This is a genomic window from Mesorhizobium sp. M8A.F.Ca.ET.161.01.1.1 (genome assembly GCF_004792105.1).
In the GTDB taxonomy this organism is placed as follows: Bacteria; Pseudomonadota; Alphaproteobacteria; order Rhizobiales; family Rhizobiaceae; genus Mesorhizobium.
Map to the genome: position 1 here is coordinate 78,759 of NZ_SRTD01000012.1, position 18,689 is coordinate 97,447.

Sequence of the window (18,689 nt, forward strand, 5' to 3'; positions counted from 1 at the left end):
CCTCACGCCATCCGGCTCGCTGCCCGCAAGGACAGAGCTGCCGCGGTCAGGCTCGGATTGGCGCAGGAACAGCTGGGATAGGTACTGGTGCCGACGACAACCAGGTTTCTCAACCGGTGATGGATCATGTTGCTGTCGATTACCGAATCGGCCGGGCCGGTGCCCATCCGCAACGTGCCCTGGACATGCGATTCCGTTGGCCGGATCCCGCGGTCGAACAACCGCTCCACCGGTAGCGGGGCAAGCAGTCCAGGCAATTTCTCAAGCGCCCGGGCCATGCCTTTGACCGCGTAGTCCGACGGTGCCTTGAAGCTGACGAAAGCATTGTCGTCCTCGTCGAGAGTGACGAAATTCTCGTGGTCGAGCAGGTTTTCGGTGACCACGACCAGCGGCAGCGCCTGGCGCAGCCGCCCCTTCTCGGCGCGCATCCCGTGCTGCCAGCGGTTCTCGAAATAGACCAGGGCCGCCGCATGCTCGGACCGGTGCGGACCGTCATAGAGGCCGAAATTCAGGCCGGTGGTGATGGTGCTGCCGTCGAAATTGTCGACGCCGTCGAGATAGACCTCGAAATTCCAGCCATAGGATTCATGCAGGCCGCGCCCGACGAATTCATCTCCGAGGCCGGAGCGCAGCATGATCGCCGCGCTCTGGATGGCATTGGCGCCGAGAACGAAGAGGTCGCCGCTGGCCTGATATTCCTTGCCCTCATGGACGAAGGCGACCGAACGCACCGTGCCGCCGACATGGTCGAGCCGCCGCACCTCGGAGCCGAGGCAGACCGATACGTCGGGATGCTCGAAGACATGCATCAGGCCATTATTGGCGGTGAACTTGGCATCGGCCGGGCACAGCCAGCAACGCAGATTGGCGCAGCAGGAGCTGCGTTGCGCGGTCGGCACGCGGGCCCGCGCGGTCGGCATGACGAAATGCTGGTCGGGCTGGGCCGCCTTCATCATCCTGTCCGGCGTCGACATGCGATGCGGCGGCTGCGGAAACGGCCTTGAGCGCGGCAGCATCGCCGCCATGTCCGGATCGCCCGAGATCGACATGATGTCTTCGGCGTCGCAATAGAACGGCTCGACATCGTCGTAGCTGATCGGCCAGTCATTGCCGATGCCGTAGGTGCTTTTCAGCCTGAAGTCGTTGGGATGGAAGCGTGGCGTCTGCGCGAACCAGCAATTGGTCCCGCCGCCCAGCCCGATCGTGTAATTCCACGGCTTGTCGGAATTGGTCTTGTAGGTCGTCTCGTCGTCGATGTCGGTGTTGACGTTCTGGTCGAGCTGCCATTGATGCGTGTTGTGACGGCCCCATTCGAGGACGAGTATGCGCGCCTTACGCCGCCTGGCGAATTCATGCAGGAAGAAAGCCGAACCGAAGCCGGAACCGATCACGACAACATCGAAATGATCCTTGGTGACTTGCTCGGGCTTGACGTCCAGCACCATCAGTTGCAACTCCTTTCCGCGCCGGGCGCAGCCGTAGGGTCGAGCGGTCTCATGCCGCCATTCTGCCGATCGAGTGATATTCGATGCCGTGGCGCGCCACGACCTTGGGATCGTAGAGGTTGCGGCCGTCGAAGATGACCGGCGTGGTCAGTGCATCCTTCAGCGCATCGAAGGACGGTGCGCGAAAACTCTTCCATTCGGTGGCAATCAACAGCGCATCGGCGCCGCGCAGGGCCGCTTCCTTGGTACCGCACAGCATCAGGTCGTCGCGCAGCCCGTAGATGGCCTGGCATTCCTGCATGGCCTCGGGGTCATAGGCCTGCACGTTCGCGCCGGCCTTCCAGAGCGCTTCCATCAGCACACGCGCTGGCGCCTCGCGCATGTCATCGGTGTTGGGCTTGAAGGCCAGGCCCCACAGCGCGAAGGTCTTGCCCTTGAGGCTACCCTTGAAATAGCGATGCACCTTGTCGAACAGGATGGATTTCTGGTCGTTGTTGCGCTCCTCGACGGCGCGCAGCAGCTTGGCGTCGAACTTGACGCCCTCGGCGGTCTTGATCAGGGCGCGTACGTCCTTGGGGAAACACGAGCCGCCATAGCCGAGACCCGGATAGATGAAGTGATAGCCGATGCGCGGATCGCTGCCGATGCCCTTGCGCACCTCCTCGATGTCGGCGCCGAGCTGTTCGGCGAGGTTCGCCATCTCGTTCATGAAGCTGATCTTGGTCGCCAGCATGCAGTTGGCGGCGTACTTCGTGAATTCGGCGCTGCGCACGTCCATCACGATCATCTTCTCGTGGTTGCGGTTGAAGGGCGCGTAGAGTTCGCGCATCACCGCCTCGGTTTCCTCGCTGTCGGTGCCGACGATAATGCGATCCGGCCTCATGCAGTCGGCGACGGCAGAGCCCTCCTTGAGGAATTCAGGATTCGAGGCGACGTCGAAGCTCAAATCGTCGCGGCCTCTTTTCTTCAGCGTCTCGGCGATCCTGGCCTTCACCTTTTCACAGGTACCGACCGGTACGGTCGACTTGCCGACGACGATCTTGGCGGCATCCATCTCGCGGCCGATGGTCTCGGCGACCGCCAGCACATATTTGAGGTCGGCCGAACCGTCCTCGCCGGGCGGCGTACCGACCGCGATCATCTGGATTTCGCCGTGCCTGACGGCAGCCGCCGCATCGGTGGTGAACTTGATGCGGCCAGCGGCATGGTTCTCCCTGACGATGCTTTCAAGGCCTGGCTCGAAGATCGGGACGAAGCCCTGGTTGAGCCGCTCCACCTTGCTAGCGTCAATGTCGACGCAGACAACCTGGTGACCAACCTCGGCAAGCACCGCCGCCTGTACGAGGCCGACATAGCCAATTCCAAACACCGTCAAGTTCATTCGGTTTCATTCCCATCCAGGGCCTGGAGCCGTTTTCGGTCCGGCCGGTTCAATTCGTCTTTCCCAACTCTTTTAGGCTGCAGACCAGCGATTCCGGAAACTGGCAGGGCTGGCCGAGCGCGGTGAAGGCAACGCGCTCTACCTGCAGCGAAAGCTTGCGGCCCGGATCGGCGAACGCTCCCATCCAGCCCTTCATCGTCTCGCTGCCCCAAAGGCTGAAGAAAATCTTCTGCGCATGGCTGGGCAGCTTGGCGGGATCGGTGATGGTGTTCACCAACTGACCGTTGAGGTACCAGCGCAGACTATCCTTCTCCCATACGAAGGCATAGTCGTTGAAGGCACTGTCGGTGCCGCCGGCCACGTCGACCAGTTTCTCGTTCTTGCCCTTGCCGTTGATGTAGGCGTTGACCTGCACCTTGGACGTGTCCTTGGTCAGGATCTCGAAATCGATCTCATCCCAAGGCTGCTTGTCGGACGGGCCGATATAGGAGAAGAAAGCCGCGTTGAGGCCGGGGCCCGTATCGGTTTTCATCCGTGCCTCATAGGTACCATAGCCGAAGCGCTGCTTGGTCTGGATCTCGCCGCAAGCGAACTCGCGATCCTTGGTCTTCTGCTTCGCGAAACCGAGCGAAAGAACACCGTCGGAAAGCTCGACCAAGCCTTTCGACCAAGTGCAATTTTGATGGCTGCCGTTTGTCCAGCCGTCTGAAACGTACCAGCGCTCACGGTCTAAACTTTTGAAATCGTCGACGAAAGAGGGCGCGGACTGGATATCCTGCGCATGAGACGGGGTTGCCGGCAGGCTGCCAAGAGCGGCGAGCAGCAAAGCGGCCGCCAGACCGGACCGGCAGCCGAAATGCCGGATTGAAGGGGCGTCGATTGCTGTCGTGGACATGGTTTTTGGTTCCGAACTCATGACAAACTCACCTTTGCGCTGTGTCCCCAACCCAAAGTCGACGTTTGAACCGCTTCCAAACGGGCCAACCTTGACCTCTTCAATCACCCTCCCGACTGCCAAACTTGCATTACCTCCGTCGTAACGGTCCCGTGCCGCCACCTTCACCCTCGGCCGGCTCCCGTCTGCCTGGCCGATTCGACCGCAGCCGGCGAATCGGCGTCCGCATTCTCGTCGAAGACCGCATCCAGCGAATGACGGAGCTCGCGCATCATGCCGCCCTGGCGCGCCAATGCCGCGATGCGGCGCTCGCTGTTCAAGATCGACTGCGTCAACGCGCTGACCTCGGACGAGCGGCGGTCGGAGGCGGAACCATTTTCCATGGCTTCAACGAGGAAAGCCGCGTTGGTCGCCTCCTTCTGATAGCGGCTCTCCAGGCCGGTTTTCTCGGCATCGATTTCGGCCGCGATCTGCTCGAACAGCTTCGCCAGCCGGTCGAGACGCGCAACATCGGTCTGCCTGTCGCGGACCGGATCCCTTGATCTGAAGCCGAATATCGAGGCCATGAACTTAAATTCCCGTCATCGCTGGCTTTTTGGGCCGGCTTTCTGGCCGGGCCACTGGCCAATCCCCGCAACCGGGGCTGAAAACTCGTACCGCGTCGTCCACTCCTCCGCCGAAGAGAGACTTCGGACCAGTCCGATCGGGGGCCAGTTCGGCTGGTCGTTCAGTTTGCTGCACCGCAACATAGACTGCCATCCCCGGAGCCGCGAGGCAACCACCCAATTCGTAAACTCATAAATCCGATCGAAATGGTTGCGTGGTGGGCGGGCGGCGGGCCGGCAAGAGCCAACGCTCCCGCACCTTACCGTGCCTTGCCCGTGCTGGTTCCGGCCATCAGGAAACGCAGCGGCGGCACGTGTTTGTTCCTGGACACGAGGCCAACGCTGCGAAACAGCGCCTCGAGTTTGTCGGATGCCACGCCCTGGACGATGGGAAAGAAGTTGGATTGGCTTGCGAAGGCATAGGCCGCGGCCGAAGCCAGGCCCCGCTCGGCCTTCACGTCGAGGAAATTGCGCAGCCGATATTTGTCGCGCACATGCCTCTCGTGCCGCCGCAATACCGCCTTGGACCCTTCCGGCAGGCTGTCGATGGCCAGCAGCGCCAGATCGGCATCGGCCAGTCGCTTCAGATCCTGCGTCTCGTGGCGGCCGCTGAGCGAATCGGCTCGCACGATAGCGCCGTAGCCACAGGAACGGATGACCTTGAACCGGGCCCCGTGGGCGACCGCCCGCGCGTAAAGCTCATAGTCCTCACCCAGTCGCAGGCTTTCGTCGTAGCGCAATCCATGGCCGTCGAGGAAGGCACGGCTGATCACGGGCTTCAAGAAACCGAGTTCGCCTCTTTGCACGCGGCGCCTGGAGATGTTGCCTTCCACGAACCGTTCGAGATTGAGGAATTCGGGATCGGCGGCAAAATCCGGGGCGACGATCTTGGTCGCGTCGCCGGTCGCGTCATCCCTGATGAGCATGATGTTGTCGGCGGCGAAATCCCAATCGGCGCCGGCAAACAGGTTGCGAAACCGGCCATTGAGGAAGAAATCGTCGGCGTCCAGAATGCTGACGAACGGCGCTCGTGAGCGGGCGATCGCGGCGTTGCGGGCAAAGGATGGACCGCGATTGACGTCGAGGCGCATCACCGAGAGCCGGCCGCTGCCGTCGTCGGCCGAGCGGGCGACCTCGGCGGTATTGTCGGTAGAGCCATCGTCGACGACGACGACCTCCGCCACTTCCGGTTCGCGCAGCGCGGATGCGATGGCAACCGCGATCGTGCGCGCCGCGTTTTTGGCCGCGATGATCACGCAAACCTCGGATTTCGTCATCGACATGGAATTTGCCTCTTGCACAGGTTTCGTTCTGCCCTCGCCCTGTACACGTTCGATATCCATTGCCCTCATGGACTGGCCGGCCGTTCGAAGATGCGGCGGCTGATGTCCGCCGACGCGGCCCAGCCAGCCTCGGCCAGGTAGCGGACGGGAGCCCGGCCGCACAATTCCCACAACACAGTCCGCCGCTGCGGCCAGCGCAGCGACGACAGCCATGGCGCGATGACCATGTTGAGCAGGTCCTCATTGCCGATGCGCGACAGGATCGGCTTGGCCCGCTCCGATAGAAGCGTGCCGGTGCCGCCCAGCAGCACGTCGGCGGCGCGCAGGCCGAGCAGCAAGGTGTCGTCCAGTCCCTGGCCTATCGCGGCATCGAGCACACGCTGCTGATCGGCCTCGCCGAGGCGAGCGGCGCTGGCCCTGATATCGCAGACATAGCCGGCGCAGGGCTCGCGGTTGAACAGGGCCTTGGCGACGCTGATGCACGACAGCATCAGTGTGTCGGCGGCCGAAGTGAAAGGGACCTCGACGCCGGTGATCTCGACCAACCGTTTCCGCCGCAGGAACCCGTCGGCATCGCGCGGGCTGGGCGAGCCGGGCTGCTGGAGCCGGTAATGAAGATCGACCGTGGATGATCTCGGCCCGCTGCCGCGAACCATGTGCTGTTCGCCGAGGAAGCGGATCCACCAGACCGAACGCGACTTACCCGACACCTCGTAGCCAATCAAGCGCAACGCTTCGCGCGTCTTCAGGAACCCGGCCGGCGCGACCAGGATGTCGACATCGCCCGCAGGCTTCATGAAGTGATCGTCGTAAAGCAGATGCTGCTGGAACGGCCCCTTCAGGAAGACGAAATTGATCCGCCGGTCGGACAGCGCCTCGTTGATGGCCATCGAATCCATCAGGCAGGCGGCGTTCATCGAAACCGTCCTTCTGCGATAGGTTTCGAGCCACTGGAAGAGCTCGCCCGGCCTCTCATGCGCCGGCGCACGCGCCAGCGCCTTCAGAACGAAGACACCGACCTTGTTCAGCCTGGCGATATCGGTGACGGCCTCGACCGAAAGGCCCGAGGGCAACGCCTCGGCGGCCGGGGCGGCGGGCGCCGCGAAATACAAACGTAAGCAGGCCCGCACATAGGCGATCTCGTCGGCGCAGTCGGTTGCGCGCAGTCGTTCATAAGAGCTTTCCGGCAAGGCCATTGAGCGCACAGTCTCCAAAAAACGGTTTGCGCGTCGCGTATGCTGCAAGTGCGAAACAAAGCATCCTTAAAAACCGCGGCGCCGTAAAGCCTTTCCTTTCGCGGTGCAAGATTTTGCAACCATAGCGTTTGCCGGCTTCCTCCGAAGGTGACGAGGTGATGGACGGAACACCCCGTCGCGGTGCTATCGGCGGTGGCCAGATGAAAGAGGGATATAGTTTAGCGCTATCTAAAATCAATCGCTTGCGTGAATTTCCCTTCAGGAATTCCCCTTAAAAATGACCAAATCAATGATTTAAAGTGTTGTCACTAGCAAACGCCGAAGTGAAGCAGCTTCCCTTCATAAAGGGCGGATTTCTCACACGGGGAGTGACGTTCGCAACCCATAATTGATTAACGGCGGGTAAATGAGACTTGACTCATAAATGCTGCTATGCAGCTATTGCGCCGCAGCATGAAAGTGCTGACGGTAATCGACAGGCCGTTTCCAGTCCTTGATAGGAGAGTACAATGGAACAGAATGTTGAAAAGCAAGAGTACGAAACGCCAAACCTGACCGTGCATGGTTCGATCGAGACCATCACCCAGGGCGGCGGCGGCAGCACGGCGATCGATGCGTCGTTCCCCGCACATACGCCAATTGGCGACCTCACGTTCTCTTGAGACTATCCTGATCCCGGAGGATGACGTTGGAACCTCCAGTATCCAAAAATCATAAGAAGGAGCCGGGGGTGAAAATCCCCGACTCCTCCAGCCTGTCGATGCGGGGCAACGTGTTGCGAAAGAGGTTTTAGGATGAACTGGAACCCATCCGACCGCGATTGCGTAAGCGCGACCAAGGATGCCGTGGCCTGCGAATTCGGCGAAGGCCTCGCGCTTCTCAACCTGAAATCCAATATCTACTACAGCCTCAACGGTGTCGGCGCTTTCATCTGGGACCTGATCCAGGAGCCCAAGCCGGTCGCCGATATCCGCAGCGCCGTCCTCGCTCGCTACAATGTCGACGCCGAGCGCTGCAAGGGCGACGTCGACGCATTGCTGAAAGGCCTGGCGGAAAACGGGCTTGCGAGGCTTGAGCATGAGGCCGTCGTCTAGGCAGGTGTCGCAGAAGGCCATGGTTGCGCGGCAAAGACCTGTGACGCAGAGACCCCCCGCGCCGATGAAGCGGCCTGGCAGGCGGAGCCTGGCCAGGATTTTGGCCTTGAGCGGTTCGGAAGCGTTTTTCCTGGCCCATTGCCTGCTGGTGGTCGCGACCGTGCGGCTCGGGCTGACAGTGTTCTCCTACAACCGCGTCCGCGGGATGGTGACACGGCTCAACGCGCGCCAATGTGCCAGCATGGGCGAGTTGCGGCTTGTCGCCTGGGGGGTCGCAGCGGCCGCGCGGTTCGTGCCGGGCGCCACATGCCTGACCCAGGCGCTTTCGGGCCAATATCTTCTCGCGCGCAAGGGCAATGCGTCGAATATCCGCATCGGCATCGAGCGCGGCACGGGCGAGCAATTGAAGGCGCATGCCTGGCTGGTCAGCGACAACCACATCGTGCTCGGCGGATCCATTGATGGCTTCGCCCATCTGGTCGACCACGGCAGCCGATGAGCGGCGTGGCCGGAATCCTGTTGCGGCAGGGCCACGCCGTAGCGGTCCGAGGCCCAGCGCCGGCTGAGGCGGCGAGCGGCATCCAGCAGATGCTGGCGCGCATGCGCCATCGTGGTCCCGACGGAAGTTCATGGTGGCTGGACAGCGGCATCGCGCTTGGCCACGCCTGGCTGAACACGACCGACGAAGCCGGCCCCGGCCCGCTGACCATGGCCGGCGGCAAGCTCGCCATCACCGCCGACTGCCGGCTCGACAACCGCGACGAGCTGCTCGCCAGGCTCGGCATCAGGGACAGCTCAGTCGCCGATGCTGCATTGCTGATGCGGGCCTATCTGCGTTGGGGTGAAGCCTGCCCCGTGCATCTGCAAGGCGATTTTGCCTTTGCCGTCTGGGATGCCGAGCGGCAGCTTCTGTTCTGCGCGCGAGACCATTTCGGGGTCAAGCCATTCTATTACCACGCGGCGGAACGACGCTTTGCCTTTGCCTCCGAGATCGGACCAATGCTCGGCCTCGACGGGGTTGGTGCGCACCTCAGCGAGCACCGGATTTCGGGCTTCCTGGCCGGGTTGCCCGACGACCCGCAGTCCACGCCCTACCGCGACATCTTCGCCCTGCCGGCGCGTCACAGCCTTACCGTCACCGCGCAACGCCTGGTGCTGCGCCGGTATTGGCAGATCGAGCCATCGCAGCGAGTGCCGCGGTCGGATGCCGCGGAGGAATTCGCCCATCTGTTCTCGCAATCGGTCCGCAATCGCATGCGGGGAAGTCCGTCGGTCGGCGCGATGCTGAGCGGCGGCCTCGATTCCTCCTCGATCGCCTGCGTTGCCGGGCTGCAAAATGCGGCCGGGCGCAAACCGAAGCTGCCGACCTTCTCCCTAGTTTTCGAGAAGGGGTCGTCGATGGACGAGCGCTCCTTCATCGATGCCGTGCTGGATCAGCAGAAGACCGACCCGACCTTGATCCCTGTCGGCAATTATGCGCCTTTCGCCGAATTCGAACGGGTGCTGGAGGAACAGGAAGGCACCTTCCTGGCGCCGGGCCTGACGCTGACACGCGGTATCTACCGGACGGCGGGCGCCAAGGGCATCAAGGTGCTGCTCGATGGCCATGGCGGCGACGAGGTCGTTTCGCAGGGACATGGCCATCTGCACGAGCTTGCCAATGGCGGCAGATGGCTGGACCTCTGGCGCGAGGTCCGCAGCGCCTCCAACACCTATGGCGACAGCACGCTCGGCCTCTATTTCCAGTTCCTCACTATTTACGGGCCGGCCTGGCGCATCGCCAGGCTGCGGCAGTTGGGGAACCGAGCCCTGAACAAAATACGCAAACCTGCCCAATCGCGGCGTGGCCGGAGCTGGCGCGACCTGATCAATCCGGACCTTGCCAGGCGAACCGAGCTCATCGACCGGTTCCACCGAGCCGGCTATATGCCACCCGGCGTCCAGGCCAGCGATGCTCTCAGTCACCGCTGGATCCTGTCCAACGGTTATGTCCCGCACTCTTTCGAGGTTCTGGACAAGGCCGCCGCCAATTTCGGCGTCGAGCCGCGTTATCCGTTCTGGGACAAGCCGCTGGTCGAATTCTGCCTGGGGCTGCCGGGCGAGCAGAAGCTCAGTCACGGCTTTGGCCGCTACGTGTTGCGCCGGGCCATGGAGGGCATCCTGCCGGCGGCGGTCCAGTGGCGGCGCGACAAGATCGATTTCACCGCCAATCTCGTCAACGGCATGGTGCGCAACCATCGCGACCTGCTGGACCAGTTGCTGGTTTGCGACGCGGGTCGCATCGCGCCCTATGTCAACCTGCCGGAAGTAACCGCTGCCTATGCGCGGCTGTTGCGCCAGCCGGACCAGGTGGCGCCGCTCGATGTCCAGTATGTCTGGCGCTCGGCGTCATTGTCGCTGTGGCTGCGGCAGGTCCAGCATGGCGGGAGCCCGGCATGATGTCCCGCCGAGAGCCGTTCGCCGGCGATCTCGACCATCTTCCCCGGCGCGGCGGGATCGCGGGAGAACGACGTTACTACCGCGCCTACGGCCTGATCATCGCATCCGGCGTGTCCCTGCCCGAACTGGAGCCGGCGGACCCGGCGTCGGCCGACATCGAGATCGCCATCGGCCCGATCGATATGCCCAAGCCTTCGGCGGAGGCCGCGACCGTCTTCCGCTTCGAGCCCGGCCGGCAGTATTTGGCCTGGGAGGCCGTCGGCGCATTCCTGATCAGCGACGCCCGCCGCATCGATGTCCAGCCGGCGCCCGGCGTCGACGACGCCTTGCTTGCCTTTCCGTTGCTGGGGCCGGTGCTGGCGCTGCTTCTGCACCAGCGCGGCCTGCTGGTTCTTCATGCCAGCGCCATTGCGGTAACCGGCAGGGGCGCCATCTTCATGGGCGACAAGGGCGCCGGCAAATCGACGACGGCAAGCGCGCTGATCCGGGCCGGACACGATCTGCTTACCGACGATGTCGTCGCGCTCGACCTGGCAAACCCGAACCAGCCGATGATCGTTCCGGGGTTTCCGCAGATCAAGCTTGCCGCCGATGCCGCGGCGGCAATCTCGCTTGGGCAGGCGCAAGTGCGGCCGCAAGTGCATCCCGCGATCGAGAAGATGCAGCATCGCCTGCACGGCGCCTTCTCCGGCAACAGGGTGCCGGCGGCCAGGATCTACATACTCGAGCGTGGCGAAAGGGCTGGGATCACCCCCTTGCCTTCCATTGCCGCCTTGCCGGCCATCATCAAATTCTCCTACGTGACGCGTTTCGGCCGCGCGGCGCTCTCCGGCGATTTCGCCGCGATGCACCTTCGTCACTGTTCAGCAATCGCTAACCATGTCGGCGTGTGCCGGCTGGACGTTCCGACGGGCATCGACAGGATCGGCGAGGCTGTGGCGCTGATCGAAAAGGAACTGGCAGGAGATGCCTAGGTCATCGGTCTTCAGCCTGTCGCTGTTTCGCGATGTCGCGGCATTTGGCGCCGTCATTGCCCAGATCGGCGGGCGGCGGACCTGGACGGCGCTGTTGTTCCTGATCCTCGGCAGCCTGACCGAGGGCATCTCGATCCTGCTGCTGATTCCGCTGCTGCACCTGGTTGGGCGCGCCGACCAGGATTTCGCGGTCAGGCTGCCGAATATCGATCTCGTCCGCTGGCTGGTGCCCGGCGGAACGCTGCAACTGACGACGGTGCTTTGCGCGCTGGTCGGGCTTGTTGCCGTGCAGGCAGCCTTCAACCGCTTCAAGTCGGTCTATATGGCAAGGCTGCTCTTCGATTTCATCAACCGCCTGCGCATGAACCTGTTCGAGAGCATCGGCAAGGCGCGGTGGGGCGTGTTCACGCGCATGCGCGGCTCCGATCTCGACCATGCCCTGACCGGTGACATCGACCGCGTCCAGGGGGCCGCCTTTTCCCTGCTGATGTTGGTGCAGATCGCCGTGCTGCTGGCGGGCTATCTCGTGATTTCCATGTTCATCTCCCCGGTTATGACGGCGTTTGCCGTCGTCATCGGCATCGTGATGTTCATAGCGCTGCAGCCGTTTCGCTCGCGGGCCACGGCCTTCGGCCGCATCCTGACGAGCAATCGCCAGAACCAGTACCGCACGGTCTCGGAATTTCTCGGCGGCATCAAGGTGGCCAAGAGCCTGAATGTCGAGGCCAGCTATTTCGCGCAGTTGCAGGCCACGCTCGAAAAGATGAAGGCCGATAACATCGCTTATGTGCGGAACAGCTCGATCGGCACCGCCGTGTTCCAGGTGGCGAGCGTCGTGGGCCTGAGCGTCTTCATCTATGTGGCGCTGGTCCGCTTCAACCTGTCGCTGGCCGAGATTGTCGTGCTGCTCCTGGTCTTCATGCGCATCGCGCCGCGCTTCATGGACATGCAGACGCAGGCCCAGCAGGTGCTGATCAACCTGCCCGCCTATACGGCAATGCGCAGCCTGCAGGCACGTTTCGACGCCGAGCGCGAGCCGGGCCATGTCGAATCCGGGGATGACCGCAAGCTGGCCCTCGATACGGGGCTGAACATTCGCGACGTCTCCTTTGCCTATGACGGCGGCGCCGGCAAGGCGGTGGTGAGCGACGTCACCTTCGGCCTTCCGGCCGGCAAGGTCACCGCCCTGATTGGCCCGTCCGGATCAGGTAAGAGTACGATCGCCGACATGCTGCTCGGGCTGCTCGAGCCGACCGCGGGCAAGATCCTCGTCGATGGCGTCGAGGTCGATGCCGGCAACCGCCGCCGTTGGCGCGATCAGGTGGCCTATGTGCCGCAGGACGTATTCCTGCTGCATGACACGATCGCGGCGAACCTGCGGCTTGCCGCACCGCAGGCCAGCAACGACGAATTGTGGACGGCACTGCGCGCCGCGCATGCCGGCGAATTCGTGGAACGGCTTGACCTCAGACTGGAGACGGTGGTCGGCGACCGCGGCGTGCGCATGTCGGGCGGCGAGCGTCAGCGCATCGCGCTGGCGCGCGCGCTGCTGCGCAAGCCTTCACTGCTCATCCTGGATGAGGCAACAAGCGCGCTCGACTGGCAGAACCAGTCACTTATCGCCAAGTCGATCGACGGCCTGCGCGGCTCAATGACGATCCTGACAATCGCTCACCGGCCGTCGATGATCGCCTTCGCCGACTGGGTGGTGGCAATGGAGGACGGCCGTGTCGTGGAAGTTGGGCAATATCGGCGCCTGAAGGCGAAGCCGGGGAGCCGACTGTCCAGGATGCTGTCGGGAGAACAGTCGGAGACCGAACCAGCGGACGTGGCCTGACCCGGCGTGCGCCTTGCGCCTAATGCAGGCTCCGCCGGGCGCTGCCAAGTTTCTCGCCCTCGGGCACTTCGGTGGATTTCTTCTTTCTCTCGGCTTCGCGCAGCCTGTCGGCCGGCGTCGGCTCGCTCCTGGCGATCATGGCGTAGACGACCGCGAAATAGCCGGCCTGGATGACCACCGCGCAGATGATGACACGCAGCAGTGTCGTGCCGAGCGAAGCCCCACCCAGCCACGACCAGGCAACGACGATCGAGAGCGCGAAAAGCATCCCAAGGATGAATTTTGGAAGCGACATACCCAACAGCCCATAAACCGGCTCGGGTTATATCCAACGATAGCCCCACCCGAGCGCCGTCCCTTGTCATGCGGGCTTGTTAAGTCACCCGCTGCCGACCGGTTGCTTCCGGCCTTTCAACCTGTCGCCACCATGACAGGTATAATTTGCAATTCTATTAAGGCGAGCAGAAGGCGGCAAGGGCAACCGCACATATTTTTGAATCAGCTTACGCGCTCGACTCTGCCATGCTGCAACGCACACGGCCGCATTTCACTCAACCTGCAGCCGTTATAAGGTGCGAGTACAATCCATAATATTAAGCAGTATTTTATGTGAATAGTTTCAAATATGGCACCTTCCTAAAGCACTTATATGTTCCGCCCCTCGACGCCGAAAACGCGTCGCCTAGGAATCGCCTCAAAAATGTCCGGATTTTTTTATCCTTGCCCATTTATTGTCACAAATGTGCTAAAAATTTCGAAATTTGTGCAGAGCGAGCTTACTATTTAGTCAATTCATGACGCGACTATTTCAATGGGATGGGAAATTGTGTGTTGCGCTGCAGCATTTTTTTGATATCGTGCGGTCAACCATTCGTTCACCGCATGGAGTTTCCGTATGAGGGATATTGCCAAGTCGGCCACGGCGGGCTTTTCGCAGGCTGACACCGACTTTCCGCCGCCGATCGGCGGTCTCATCAAGCGGAGTTTTGATGTCGCCGGTTCGCTGGCTGGGCTGATCGCGCTCAGCCCGCTGTTCATCATGATAGCATTGCTGGTCAAGTTCTCCGACGGCGGATCGATTTTTTACGGTCACCGCCGAATCGGGCGCGGCGGACGGTTGTTCTCCTGCCTCAAATTCCGCACCATGGTTCCCGACGGGGACAAGGTGCTGGCCGCCTATCTTGCGACCAATCCAGACGCCAATGCGGAATGGATAGCGACCCGCAAGCTGAAGAACGATCCCCGCGTCACTCGCGTCGGAGCGGTCCTGCGCAAGCTCAGCCTCGATGAGTTGCCGCAGATCATCAACATCCTCCAGGGCGACATGAGCCTTGTCGGACCTCGTCCGGTGGTCCGTGACGAACTGGAAATCTACGGCAGCGCGGCCGTCTATTATCTGAAGTCCCGGCCCGGCCTGACCGGTCTGTGGCAGGTCAGCGGCCGTAACGACGTTTCCTATGACAGCCGCGTCGCGTTCGATCGCCACTATGTCGAGAACTGGTCGCTGTTCGAGGACGTTCGCATCATCATCAGGACCGTGCCGGCCGTGTGGATGTCACGCGGCTCTTACTGATACTGATCGGCCGGCCTGACCCAGGCATCCGGCGGCAAGGGCGATGGGGCTAAAACGGATCGGAACGTTCAGTTGAAAACAGATATCTTCGAAGCGTTTGGCGGCGGCCCGTTTTCCGGCCGCTCGCGGCTCGTGGCGACGTGCCTTGCGATGTCGCTCGCTTTTCCCCAGCTGGCCGCCGCCGACGACTACCGTCTGGGCTCCCAGGACAAACTCACCATCCGCATCGCCGAATGGCAGACCGTCGAAAGCACGTTCCGCGACTGGTCGTCGGTCAATGGCCAATACACGGTCGGTCCGGCCGGCACGCTGTCGGTGCCTTTCGTCGGCGAACTGCCGGCGGCCGGCAAGACCACGGCGGAGATCGCCGCGGCGATCGGCGAGGCGCTGCAGCACAAGCTCGCTTTGTCGGACAAGCCCGAAGCCTCGGTCGAAATGGCGCAATTCCGGCCGTTCTACATTTCGGGCGAAGTGCAGAATCCCGGCCAGTTTCCCTATGTGCCCGACCTTACGGTGCTGAAGGCGATCAGCGTCGCCGGCGGCATCAGGCGCAGCTCCGACTACGGCCCCCAGCTCGGCAAGGACCTGGTCACCGCCAAGGGTAATTTCGATATCTCCGACGACCTGCGTGTGCGGCTGATCGTCAAGCGCGCCCGCATCGACGCCGATATGGCCGGCAAGACGAGCTTCGAAGCGCCGAAGGAGGTCGAGGGCGATCCTCGGCTGCCGACCATCGTCAACGACGAGATGACGATCCTGACCGCCGACCAGAAGGCGCTGAAGCTGAAGCTCGAGTCACTCGACGATCTCAAGGGTGTGCTGCAGGCCGAAATCGAATCGCTGGAGAAGAAGATCGTCAACCAGCAGAAGCAGGTCGATCTTGCGCAGCAACAGCTGGCCAGCATCGGTCCGCTGGCGCAGAAAGGTCTGGTCGCCAATGCGAGACTTCTGGATTCGCAGCAGTCCGTCACCGACCTGCAAGGCAAGATCCTGGACTATGAGACGGCCATCCTCACCGCCAAGCAGGCGATCAGCAAGGCGACGCAGGACGCCATCGACGCCCAGAACACCTTGAGCTCGAGCCTCGCCGCCGCCCGGCAACAGACCGAAGCCGACCTGAACGAGGCCGCGCTGAAGGTGAATATGCAGAAAGGCCTGATCGCTCAGGCCACTGATCCGGCGACGACGGCCGCCATCACCAACGACCAGCAGCCTACCTTGCTCTATTCGCTGGTGCGCAATGTCGACGGCAAGACCAGCGAAATCGCCGCCAAGGAAGACACGCCGGTGCTGCCCGGCGATGTGATCAAGATCAAGTTGGCGCCGCTGGCGAGCCAGTAGGGACGCGGAAGTTCGCACGACCCGCCGCTTCGATCCCCCGGAGCGGTTCAGCGTTTGATAGAAACGCCGACAGGCTCTAACGCTTGTTTTCACGCAATTCCCAAGGGGAAGCGCTATGCGCTTCTCCCGGGGAAACCGTTACACACTTTCCTGGAATTGCCCTGGCGGACCCTCATCATTACTCGGCCGCCGCCGGACGGTGCGGCCAGGCTGGCTCCCCACCCTTCGCATCCGCTGGCTCGAAGGCCGGCGACCACCGCGTGCGCGTGACCGGCAACCGGGCCAGCTTGAAGAAGCTGAAATACATCAGGAAGGAGCCCATGATGTAGGGGTTGAGGATCTCGACCTCGACGAAGGAGCGGATGAGCAGCAGCACCATCACGCCGATGAGAACCACCGATTCGGCCTGCCATGTCTTGAAGACCACCGCCGCGATATGACCGAAAAGCGTGCGCAGCATAATCAGCGATATCAGCACCGCCCCGGTGAAGCCGAGTTCGACAAGGGCCTCGACATAGGTGTTGTGGAAATGGAAGCCGGTGCGGGTGGTGATGTAGAATTCGTTCCACAGCCGCTCGGCCTCGGCAAAGCCCTGCACCCAATAGGCGGCATAGCCGACGCCGAGGATCGGCGACCGCATCGCGGCGTTCCAGCCCTGCTCCCATAGATAGGTCCGCCCGGTGAGAGTCGAATCCTTGCCGAAGATGCCAAGCACGAAGTCCATGAGCCCGAGATTGAGGGCGACGATGGCCACCACGACGATCATGCCGGCGCCGATCAGGAAGATTACCCGGCGATAGCGCCGCGACAGAAGCTTGCTCATCGCAAGCAGCGCCACCAGCGCCAGAACCGCCGGTATCGAGGCCATCGAGGTGGCGGAATGCGAGACGACCAGCACATAGGCCGACAACAGCACGACCGGCACGGTCAGCATGAAGCTCAGGCGGCCTCGCCGAAGGAAAGCAAGGAAAACGACGGAGAAATAGATGCCGAGCGAGCCGACGAAGCCGATCTGGTTCTTGGAGGCGAAGGCACCGACGAAATTATAGGTGCCGTCGAGGACGTCCTCGGAATAGGCGCCGACCTTCAGCGAATAGATCAGGACGAAGAATATGCCGACCAGAGCGCCTATCGTCAGGGTGCGCACGCTGACGGTGCGTGCCGCGACATAGGCACAGGCGATATGGGAAAGGTACTGGACCGCCGTTCTGGCGGTCGTGCCGGGCGCCTGCGACCAGAACACGGAGAAGCAGACATAGGCGGCGAACAGCAGCGGCAGCCAGGCACTGGACAATTGCCGCAGGAAGCGCCGGTAGTCGACCATGATGAGCGGAAGCCAGACGGCATAGTAGGCCAGGATCAGCACCTGGCCGAAAATGACGGAATAGGAGAACGCCCAGATCGAGACGGCAACGGCAAAACTGCCATAGACCGAGTTCTTTTCGGGATCGACGAGCAGGGATTTGGGAATTTTCATCTAAAGGGTCCCGTCGACACGACCCCGAACCGCCGGGCCGCAAACCAGCCGGCATATCCGCAAACAGGGGCGTACAAGAAACGGCGTCTCCATTGTGCAGTGCAATATAACTTATCGCACCCCATGCTCAATGGCAAATCCGGTCACCTTGTCTTACAGCGAAGCGATCGCCGAGAGATCGCAACCGCATAATCCGGCCGGTGTTGGCCCAGACGATCCGGCCACATGCCGGCTTGAACTCGATCGGCGGTCACCTCACAGTTCCCGACGAGCCATCACATGAACCGGGATGGACAGGAGGAGTGACACGCCGATGAATTTCGCGGGACGATTCGCCGGCCGGTCGGCGGTGATTACCGGCGGCGCCTCGGGCATCGGCCTGGCGGTCGCGCACAGGATCGTCAACGAAGGCGGGCGCGTCAGCGTCTGGGATCGCGACCCCGCACAGATCGAACAGGCGAAAGCCGTCATTCCCAGCCTGCATGGGGTGATGATGGACGTTGCGGATGCGGCAAGTGTGGAGGCCGCCGCACAATCGACGATCGAAGCCCTCGGCGGCGTCGACATACTGGTCACCAGCGCCGCCATCACCGGGCCGAACATGACGACCTGGTCCTATTCGGCCGAGGATTGGCAAAGGGTCATCGACATCAACATCAACGGCGTCTTCTACTGCAACAAGGCGCTGGTGCCGCACATGCTGGAGCGCGACTATGGCCGCATCGTCAACATCGCCTCGATCGCCGGCAAGGAAGGCAATCCCAACGCTTCCGCCTACAGCACCTCCAAGGCGGCGGTGATCGGCCTGACCAAGTCGCTCGGCAAGGAACTCGCCAAGACCAAGGTGACGGTCAATTGCGTGACGCCGGCAGCTGTACGCACAGCGATCTTCAAGCAGATGAGCCAGGAGCACATCGATTTCATGCTGTCGAAGATACCGATGGCGCGCTTCGGCGAGGTCGAGGAGGTGGCGGCGCTGATCTCATGGATCGCCTCCGAGGAATGCTCGTTCACCACGGCCGCCGTGTTCGACGTTTCGGGCGGCCGCGCCACGTATTGAGCCGCATCGAGACGGTTCCGAGTTTGGCCCGAGCCAACTACAATTCCGCGTGACGAAGCAACGATTGGAGCTGGACAGGCTTATGGTAG

Annotated in this window: 17 protein-coding genes; 9 read left to right on the forward strand and 8 right to left on the reverse strand. The window is 62.2% G+C overall.

The window, feature by feature from the left end; genetic code table 11:
* Nucleotides 1-2: 2 nt before the first annotated feature.
* The 6 genes from EN804_RS25235 to EN804_RS25260 form a co-directional block, all read right to left on the reverse strand.
* Nucleotides 3-1,445, reverse strand: coding sequence for a GMC family oxidoreductase (locus EN804_RS25235; RefSeq protein ID WP_135917298.1), 1,443 nt, complete (start codon nucleotides 1,443-1,445; stop codon nucleotides 3-5).
* Nucleotides 1,446-1,494: 49 nt separating this feature from the next.
* Nucleotides 1,495-2,826: a UDP-glucose/GDP-mannose dehydrogenase family protein gene (locus tag EN804_RS25240; protein WP_127872985.1), complete on the reverse strand. Its 1,332-nt coding sequence runs from the start codon at nucleotides 2,824-2,826 to the stop codon at nucleotides 1,495-1,497.
* Nucleotides 2,827-2,875: 49 nt separating this feature from the next.
* Nucleotides 2,876-3,742: a family 16 glycosylhydrolase gene (locus tag EN804_RS25245; RefSeq protein ID WP_135921650.1), complete on the reverse strand. Its 867-nt coding sequence runs from the start codon at nucleotides 3,740-3,742 to the stop codon at nucleotides 2,876-2,878.
* A gap of 143 nt (nucleotides 3,743-3,885) precedes the next feature.
* On the reverse strand, nucleotides 3,886-4,287 hold the full coding sequence (locus tag EN804_RS25250) for a hypothetical protein (RefSeq protein WP_127872984.1): 402 nt from the start codon (nucleotides 4,285-4,287) through the stop codon (nucleotides 3,886-3,888).
* A gap of 299 nt (nucleotides 4,288-4,586) precedes the next feature.
* Complete coding sequence (locus EN804_RS25255; RefSeq protein WP_127872983.1) at nucleotides 4,587-5,609, reverse strand: glycosyltransferase family 2 protein; 1,023 nt, start codon at nucleotides 5,607-5,609, stop codon at nucleotides 4,587-4,589.
* 65 nt (nucleotides 5,610-5,674) lie between these two features.
* Nucleotides 5,675-6,805: a nucleotidyltransferase family protein gene (locus EN804_RS25260; RefSeq protein WP_135917299.1), complete on the reverse strand. Its 1,131-nt coding sequence runs from the start codon at nucleotides 6,803-6,805 to the stop codon at nucleotides 5,675-5,677.
* A 509-nt stretch (nucleotides 6,806-7,314) separates the two neighbouring features.
* Between EN804_RS25260 and EN804_RS25265 the strand changes: the two genes are divergently transcribed.
* The 6 genes from EN804_RS25265 (at nucleotide 7,315) to EN804_RS25290 (ending at nucleotide 13,149) form a co-directional block, all read left to right on the forward strand.
* A complete protein-coding gene (locus EN804_RS25265) occupies nucleotides 7,315-7,467 on the forward strand; it encodes a lasso peptide (protein ID WP_127279240.1) in 153 nt (50 codons plus the stop codon).
* Nucleotides 7,468-7,599: 132 nt separating this feature from the next.
* Complete coding sequence (locus EN804_RS25270; RefSeq protein WP_127279241.1) at nucleotides 7,600-7,899, forward strand: PqqD family protein; 300 nt, start codon at nucleotides 7,600-7,602, stop codon at nucleotides 7,897-7,899.
* Nucleotides 7,900-8,005: 106 nt separating this feature from the next.
* Complete coding sequence (locus tag EN804_RS25275) at nucleotides 8,006-8,398, forward strand: lasso peptide biosynthesis B2 protein (protein ID WP_245464424.1); 393 nt, start codon at nucleotides 8,006-8,008, stop codon at nucleotides 8,396-8,398.
* Complete coding sequence (locus tag EN804_RS25280; protein ID WP_135921610.1) at nucleotides 8,395-10,338, forward strand: lasso peptide isopeptide bond-forming cyclase; 1,944 nt, start codon at nucleotides 8,395-8,397, stop codon at nucleotides 10,336-10,338. The genes EN804_RS25275 and EN804_RS25280 overlap by 4 nt, the downstream gene beginning before the upstream one ends.
* Complete coding sequence (locus EN804_RS25285; RefSeq protein WP_135921611.1) at nucleotides 10,335-11,312, forward strand: serine kinase; 978 nt, start codon at nucleotides 10,335-10,337, stop codon at nucleotides 11,310-11,312. The genes EN804_RS25280 and EN804_RS25285 overlap by 4 nt, the downstream gene beginning before the upstream one ends.
* Nucleotides 11,305-13,149: an ABC transporter ATP-binding protein gene (locus tag EN804_RS25290; RefSeq protein ID WP_135921612.1), complete on the forward strand. Its 1,845-nt coding sequence runs from the start codon at nucleotides 11,305-11,307 to the stop codon at nucleotides 13,147-13,149. The genes EN804_RS25285 and EN804_RS25290 overlap by 8 nt, the downstream gene beginning before the upstream one ends.
* Nucleotides 13,150-13,168: 19 nt before the next feature.
* On the opposite strand, the gene EN804_RS25295 is transcribed toward EN804_RS25290, so the two are convergent.
* The gene (locus EN804_RS25295) at nucleotides 13,169-13,444 is read right to left on the reverse strand and encodes an exopolysaccharide production repressor exox (protein ID WP_135862324.1); all 276 of its coding nucleotides are present in this window, start codon (nucleotides 13,442-13,444) and stop codon (nucleotides 13,169-13,171) included.
* A 600-nt stretch (nucleotides 13,445-14,044) separates the two neighbouring features.
* On the opposite strand from EN804_RS25295, the gene EN804_RS25300 reads away from it, so the two are divergent.
* Together EN804_RS25300 and EN804_RS25305 are read left to right on the forward strand one after the other, a co-directional pair.
* A complete protein-coding gene (locus EN804_RS25300; RefSeq protein ID WP_127275990.1) occupies nucleotides 14,045-14,722 on the forward strand; it encodes a sugar transferase in 678 nt (225 codons plus the stop codon).
* A gap of 84 nt (nucleotides 14,723-14,806) precedes the next feature.
* Nucleotides 14,807-16,063 (forward strand): polysaccharide biosynthesis/export family protein, encoded by a 1,257-nt coding sequence (locus EN804_RS25305; RefSeq protein ID WP_189524572.1) that lies wholly within the window; start codon nucleotides 14,807-14,809, stop codon nucleotides 16,061-16,063.
* Nucleotides 16,064-16,241: 178 nt separating this feature from the next.
* Here EN804_RS25305 and EN804_RS25310 read toward each other — a convergent pair whose 3' ends face one another.
* Nucleotides 16,242-17,540, reverse strand: a complete 1,299-nt coding sequence (locus EN804_RS25310; protein ID WP_127872978.1) for an O-antigen ligase — start codon at nucleotides 17,538-17,540, stop codon at nucleotides 16,242-16,244.
* Nucleotides 17,541-17,829: 289 nt separating this feature from the next.
* On the opposite strand from EN804_RS25310, the gene EN804_RS25315 reads away from it, so the two are divergent.
* Nucleotides 17,830-18,600: an SDR family NAD(P)-dependent oxidoreductase gene (locus EN804_RS25315; protein WP_135921614.1), complete on the forward strand. Its 771-nt coding sequence runs from the start codon at nucleotides 17,830-17,832 to the stop codon at nucleotides 18,598-18,600.
* The last annotated feature ends 89 nt before the right edge of the window (nucleotides 18,601-18,689 follow it).

Excerpts from the sequence above, each read along its gene's own strand:
- EN804_RS25235 (WP_135917298.1), bottom strand. The coding sequence starts at position 1,445 with ATGGTGCTGGACGTCAAGCCCGAGCAAGTCACCAAGGATCATTTCGAT.
- EN804_RS25240 (WP_127872985.1), bottom strand. The coding sequence starts at position 2,826 with ATGAACTTGACGGTGTTTGGAATTGGCTATGTCGGCCTCGTACAGGCG.
- EN804_RS25245 (WP_135921650.1), bottom strand. The coding sequence starts at position 3,742 with ATGAGTTCGGAACCAAAAACCATGTCCACGACAGCAATCGACGCCCCT.
- EN804_RS25250 (WP_127872984.1), bottom strand. The coding sequence starts at position 4,287 with ATGGCCTCGATATTCGGCTTCAGATCAAGGGATCCGGTCCGCGACAGG.
- EN804_RS25255 (WP_127872983.1), bottom strand. The coding sequence starts at position 5,609 with ATGTCGATGACGAAATCCGAGGTTTGCGTGATCATCGCGGCCAAAAAC.
- EN804_RS25260 (WP_135917299.1), bottom strand. The coding sequence starts at position 6,805 with ATGGCCTTGCCGGAAAGCTCTTATGAACGACTGCGCGCAACCGACTGC.
- EN804_RS25265 (WP_127279240.1), top strand. The coding sequence starts at position 7,315 with ATGGAACAGAATGTTGAAAAGCAAGAGTACGAAACGCCAAACCTGACC.
- EN804_RS25270 (WP_127279241.1), top strand. The coding sequence starts at position 7,600 with ATGAACTGGAACCCATCCGACCGCGATTGCGTAAGCGCGACCAAGGAT.
- EN804_RS25280 (WP_135921610.1), top strand. The coding sequence starts at position 8,395 with ATGAGCGGCGTGGCCGGAATCCTGTTGCGGCAGGGCCACGCCGTAGCG.
- EN804_RS25285 (WP_135921611.1), top strand. The coding sequence starts at position 10,335 with ATGATGTCCCGCCGAGAGCCGTTCGCCGGCGATCTCGACCATCTTCCC.
- EN804_RS25290 (WP_135921612.1), top strand. The coding sequence starts at position 11,305 with ATGCCTAGGTCATCGGTCTTCAGCCTGTCGCTGTTTCGCGATGTCGCG.
- EN804_RS25295 (WP_135862324.1), bottom strand. The coding sequence starts at position 13,444 with ATGTCGCTTCCAAAATTCATCCTTGGGATGCTTTTCGCGCTCTCGATC.
- EN804_RS25300 (WP_127275990.1), top strand. The coding sequence starts at position 14,045 with ATGAGGGATATTGCCAAGTCGGCCACGGCGGGCTTTTCGCAGGCTGAC.
- EN804_RS25310 (WP_127872978.1), bottom strand. The coding sequence starts at position 17,540 with ATGAAAATTCCCAAATCCCTGCTCGTCGATCCCGAAAAGAACTCGGTC.
- EN804_RS25315 (WP_135921614.1), top strand. The coding sequence starts at position 17,830 with ATGGACAGGAGGAGTGACACGCCGATGAATTTCGCGGGACGATTCGCC.